This window comes from Immundisolibacter sp., assembly GCF_028696615.1.
Taxonomy (GTDB): Bacteria; Pseudomonadota; Gammaproteobacteria; order Immundisolibacterales; family Immundisolibacteraceae; genus Immundisolibacter.
The window spans coordinates 1-4,572 of sequence record NZ_JAQVGQ010000209.1 but is presented as its reverse complement, the minus strand read 5'-3'; the positions used below and the strand labels follow the sequence as shown (position 1 = coordinate 4,572).

Below are 4,572 nucleotides of genomic sequence, written 5' to 3'. Positions count from 1 at the left end.
CCGATGGGCTCGATGCGCAGATCATCGGCTTCACGGCGCCGCAGATCGCCGCCGAGTTCGGCATCGGCAACGATCGCCTGGGGCCGGTGTTCAGCGCCGCGCTGCTGGGCATGACCGGCGGCGCGCTGCTGTTCGGCACGCTGGGTGACCGGCTCGGCCGCCGCCGCACCATGATTTTCTGCGTCGCCTTGTTCGGGCTGGGCACGTTGGCGACGGCTCTGGCTTCCGGCATCAGGTCGTTGCTGGTGCTGCGCCTGCTGACCGGTTTGGGCCTCGGTGGCGCGCTGCCGAACGCCGTGACGCTGGTCGCCGAGTGCGCCCCGGTGCGCCATCGTCCACTGCTGATCACGCTGATGTATATCGGCTTTTCGGTCGGCGGGCTGCTTGGCGGCGTAATTGCCGGCGGCCTGGTGGTCGAGCACGGCTGGCGGGCCATGTTCTGCGTGGGCGGCGGCCTGCCGCTGGTTCTGGTGTTGCTGCTGCTGCGCTGGCTGCCGGAGTCGCCGCAGTACCTGGCGCGTCGGCACGGCGGCGGGGCGGCGCTGGCGCGGCTGCTCGGGCGCTTCGATGCCGCCGGCGCCTACGCCGCCCAGGACCGCTACGACCTGCCCGAGCCGCCCGCGCGCGGCGGCGCCGATGCGCTGTTCCGTGGCGGGCGGGCGCGCAACACGCTGCTGCTGTGGCTGGCGTTTTTCATCAACCTGCTGGTGCTGTTCTTCCTGATGAACTGGCTGCCCAAGCTGCTGGTGGATGGCGGCGTGTCGCTGCCCAAGGCCATTCGCACCACGGTCATGTTCAACATCGGCGGCGTGCTGGGGGCGCTTGCCCTGGCCTGGCTGTCGGCGCGCCGCGATCCACGCCGCATGCTGGCGACGTTTTTTGCGCTGGGCGCGTTGGCCATCATGGCCATCGGTTTGGGCGAGGGGCGGTACGGCGTGGTGGCGGGTGCGTGTCTGGCGACCGGGCTGTTCGCGGGCGCGGCCCAGTGCGGCCTGTACCCGATCGCCACGCAGGTATACCCGAGCGCGGTACGCGCCACCGGCGTCGGCTGGGCACAGGCCTGGGGACGTATCGGGTCCATATTCGGGCCGCTGGCGGGTGGCTGGCTGGCCATACTGCAGCCGCGTTTTGCGGTCTATTTCCTGGTGTTCGGGGCGCCGCTACTGGTGGCCGCGGCGGCCATCGCCGCGCTGCGCGATACGGCCGCGCCGCGCCGGGTGAGCTGAGCGCGGGCGTGCACCGCGCCGCGGCGCGTGCATCAAGTGCGCAGGCGGGCGGTCGATAAAACCACATTGAACCTCGCTTTGTGGTGATGGTTCGGCTCACCCTTTTGTGGAGTCCGCGCGTCGATGCGTACCGTCTATCTGGGCCGTCAGCCCATTTTCAATCGCGACCTGAAACCGGTTGCTTACGAGCTGCTGTATCGCTCCGCCAACAAGGACTACGCCGATCGCGGCGACGCCCGCGCGTCGGCCGCGGTGCTCATCAATGCCTTTCTCGAGATGGGCGTGGAGCGAGTGGTCGGCAAGGCGCGCGCCTTCGTGCACGTCACGCCGGAGTTGCTCGACGGTGAGCTGCTGCGCCTGTTCGACCCGGCCCGGCTGGTATTGCAACTGTTGCCGGACGAGGATTTCGACGATGCGGCGTTGGCCCGGCTGGACCGGCTGCGTGCTGCCGGTTACGGCATCTCGGTCGACGATCTGCTGGTCCACGAGGGCACCCTGCCTTTGCTCCAGCGGGCGCATTTCGTCAAGGTGGACCTGGCCGCCGTGCCGGCGCAGGAGCTGGCCGAGCATGTCGCCCAATTGCGCGCCTATCCGGTGGCGCTGGTGGCCGAGAAGGTCGAAACCCACGAACAGCTGGTGCAATGCCAGGCGCTGGGCTTCGACCTTTATCAGGGTTATTTCTTTGCCAGGCCAAAGATCGTTGCCGGGCGCGCGCTGGGCGAAGACCGGCTCGGCGTGCTGCAGTTGCTGGCGGTGCTGCACGATCCGCGCTCGGAGTTGTCCGATGTGCAGGCGGTGGTGCAGCGCAGCGTGTCGTTGAGCTATCGGCTGTTGCGTTATGCCAATTCCGCCGCCCTGAACTTGCCGCGACAAATCAATTCCATCGCCCAGGCCGCGGTGATACTGGGACAGCGGCGCCTGCGCGACATGGCGACTCTGCTGGCGCTGACCGGTTTCGACGACAAGCCGACCGAACTCACGAGCACCCTGTTGGCGCGGGCGCGCTGCTGCGCCAATCTGGCCCCGCCGGGGCGTGGCAATGCCGAAACGGCATTCACGGTCGGGCTCTTTTCGGGTCTGGATGCGCTGCTCGATCGGCCGCTCGATGCGCTGCTGAATGATTTGCCATTGAGCGACGAGGTGAAGGCGGCACTGCTCGACAGACAGGGCGTGTTCGGGCGCATTCTGGAGGCGGTATTGGCGCTGGAACAGGGCGACTTCGGCAACGAGGCGCTGGTGGCGCTCGCACCCCCGGCGGATGCCTATCTGGTTGCGATCGATTGGGCGAATCAGGCGATGGCGGCGCTGGGACCGGCCTGAGCGTGCGAGGCGCCGAATGAAGCGGCGCCCGCGACTGCGTTGTGATGAGAAACGAGATTGGCTTATAGTAATCACGTCATTCGTTTCCAATCAGGAGTCGCCCCGCTATGCCCAATATCAACCTATCCAACTTCTCCCTCGACGAGCTGCAGCACCTGATCGCCGAAGCGGAGAGCACGCTCGAGAAGCGGCAACGCGAGCAGCGTGCCGAAGTGATCGCCCAGATGCGCAAGCTGGCGGCGTCGGTTGGCATCGATTTCGAAATCATCGCCCCCGAGTCGCGCAAACGCGCTACGCGCACCACCGCCGCTGCCAAGTACCGCAACCCGGCCAACCCGGCGCAGACCTGGAATGGCCGCGGCCCGAAGCCGAAGTGGTTCAAAGAGGCGCTGGCCGCCGGCAAGACGCCCGAGCAGCTGGCGGTCTGAAGGAAACCGATTCAGTCAGGGCTTCCCAAGCGGGGCTGGATGTCCCGGTCTGAAGCGGTCCAAGCCCTTGATTCATTGAGCGCCGCGCGGGCCTGTGCCGCGTGGCTGCGAGCTGAACAATTCCAGGGACTGAATTTTTCAGCGTTTTCTCGACATGACATATGCCGCCGCGACGGCACCGTCGCGGCGGTTTTTTATTGGCTTGCTGGCAGGTCGGGGAACCGGATGCAGAGATCGGAACACCAATCCGCTGCACAGTCGAATCAGCGTCTGGACAAATGGCTGTGGGTGAGTCGTCTTTTTCGCACGCGCACGCTGGCTACCGAAGCGGTCAATGGCGGCAAGGTGCGCGTGAACGGTCAGCCGGCCAAGCCGGCCCGGCTACTGAAGGTGGGCGATGAAGTCAGTCTGCTGCGCGGTGGCGAACCGATGACGGTGATCGTTCGCGGCATGGCCGCGCAGCGGGTGGCCGCCCGCGACGTGGCCGCGCTGTATGAGGAAACCGCCGACAGCCTGGCGCGGCGCGAGACGCTGCGAGCGCAGCGCGCCCTGACCGGCTCCGCGGGTTATGTCGGCAAGGGCCGGCCAGGCAAGCATGAGCGGCGTGCGCTGCAACGTTTGCGCGAGGAAAGCGCTGAATGAGCGCGGCGCGGGCCTGACCCTTGCCGCAGCGAGCTGAAAAATTCCTGGGATGGAATTTTCGGCATCGGCCTTGGCAAAGGCCGACGGAGTCGTTTGCCTGACGGTGCTGCCGATCCCACTCGACGGCCGCAGGGCGGTCAATCCTTGCCGCGTCCGCCGGGCGTGTAGATGGGGGAGGGCAGATACGCCACCTTGGCGTCGTCCGACAGACTGCTGATCTTGTTGGCGCCTTCTTTTTCCACCTCGTCGATGCGCACCACCGCGTGCAGCGGGATGAAGGTGGTCTTGACGTGTTCGAATTCGCTCTTGAGGCGCTCTTCGGAAGGGTCGATCAGCAGGCCGCCTTTTTCGCCAAACACAAAGCCGCCCACTTCGATGAAGCCGAACATGCCACCCTGGCTGACCTCGGTGGCGTGCAGCTCGTACAGCTTGCCCTGGTTGTGGAAGATGACCTTGTAGATGCGTTTCTTGCGGACCGCCATGGGGCGTGCTCTTTGAAAAGGGTTGAGGCGGGATTATAGAGAGGCGGCCACGGCGCGGCGCCGGCGGGTCGCTGTGAGGCGCCGTTTACGACAGCCCGCCCGCCAGCAGTCCGGGCAGGCCGTGCAGGTCGTTCAGTTCTGCATCCGGTGGCGGGCCGCCCGGCCAGGCGCGGCCGTCGCGGTTGATCCACACCGTGCGCATGCCGGCGGCGCGGGCGCCGTGCACGTCGCGCTCGGGATCGTCGCCGACGTGCAGGATGTGCTCGGCCGGCACGCCGGCCGCCGCGGCAGCGGCGTCGAAAATGGCCGGGTGCGGCTTGGCCACGCCCGTTTCGCGCGCTGTCACGCAAAACTGCAGCAGGCCGTCGAGGCCGGTGCGCGCGATGTCGGCATTGCCGTTGGTGAGTGCGCCGAGCGTGAACCGCTGAGACAGCGCATGCAGCACCGGCAGCACGTCGGCGAACAGCTCCACCT

General features: G+C 67.0%; 6 protein-coding genes. 4 read left to right on the top strand and 2 right to left on the bottom strand.

The window, feature by feature from the left end:
* The 4 genes from PHC73_RS11735 to PHC73_RS11720 all read left to right on the top strand — a co-directional run.
* Positions 1-1,226, top strand: a 1,226-nt coding sequence (locus PHC73_RS11735; RefSeq protein WP_300128382.1) for an MFS transporter, incomplete at its 5' end; no start/stop codon positions are given.
* 123 nt (positions 1,227-1,349) lie between these two features.
* Entirely contained in the window at positions 1,350-2,546 is a 1,197-nt protein-coding gene (locus tag PHC73_RS11730) for an EAL and HDOD domain-containing protein (RefSeq protein ID WP_300128379.1), read from the top strand.
* Between the two features lie 107 nt (positions 2,547-2,653).
* Positions 2,654-2,974: an H-NS histone family protein gene (locus tag PHC73_RS11725; RefSeq protein WP_300128376.1), complete on the top strand. Its 321-nt coding sequence runs from the start codon at positions 2,654-2,656 to the stop codon at positions 2,972-2,974.
* Between the two features lie 39 nt (positions 2,975-3,013).
* Positions 3,014-3,616: a S4 domain-containing protein gene (locus tag PHC73_RS11720; protein WP_300128373.1), complete on the top strand. Its 603-nt coding sequence runs from the start codon at positions 3,014-3,016 to the stop codon at positions 3,614-3,616.
* 137 nt (positions 3,617-3,753) lie between these two features.
* Here the strand turns inward: PHC73_RS11720 and PHC73_RS11715 are convergent, their stop codons facing one another.
* Positions 3,754-4,098, bottom strand: coding sequence for a DUF1820 family protein (locus PHC73_RS11715; protein ID WP_300128370.1), 345 nt, complete (start codon positions 4,096-4,098; stop codon positions 3,754-3,756).
* A gap of 85 nt (positions 4,099-4,183) precedes the next feature.
* The coding region (locus tag PHC73_RS11710) for an HAD family hydrolase (protein ID WP_300128368.1) at positions 4,184-4,572 on the bottom strand (389 nt) is incomplete at its 5' end.

What these genes read in the sequence shown, in the direction of transcription:
- PHC73_RS11730 (WP_300128379.1), top strand. Translation starts at nt 1,350, where the DNA reads ATGCGTACCGTCTATCTGGGCCGTCAGCCCATTTTCAATCGCGACCTG.
- PHC73_RS11725 (WP_300128376.1), top strand. Translation starts at nt 2,654, where the DNA reads ATGCCCAATATCAACCTATCCAACTTCTCCCTCGACGAGCTGCAGCAC.
- PHC73_RS11720 (WP_300128373.1), top strand. Translation starts at nt 3,014, where the DNA reads ATGTCCCGGTCTGAAGCGGTCCAAGCCCTTGATTCATTGAGCGCCGCG.
- PHC73_RS11715 (WP_300128370.1), bottom strand. Translation starts at nt 4,098, where the DNA reads ATGGCGGTCCGCAAGAAACGCATCTACAAGGTCATCTTCCACAACCAG.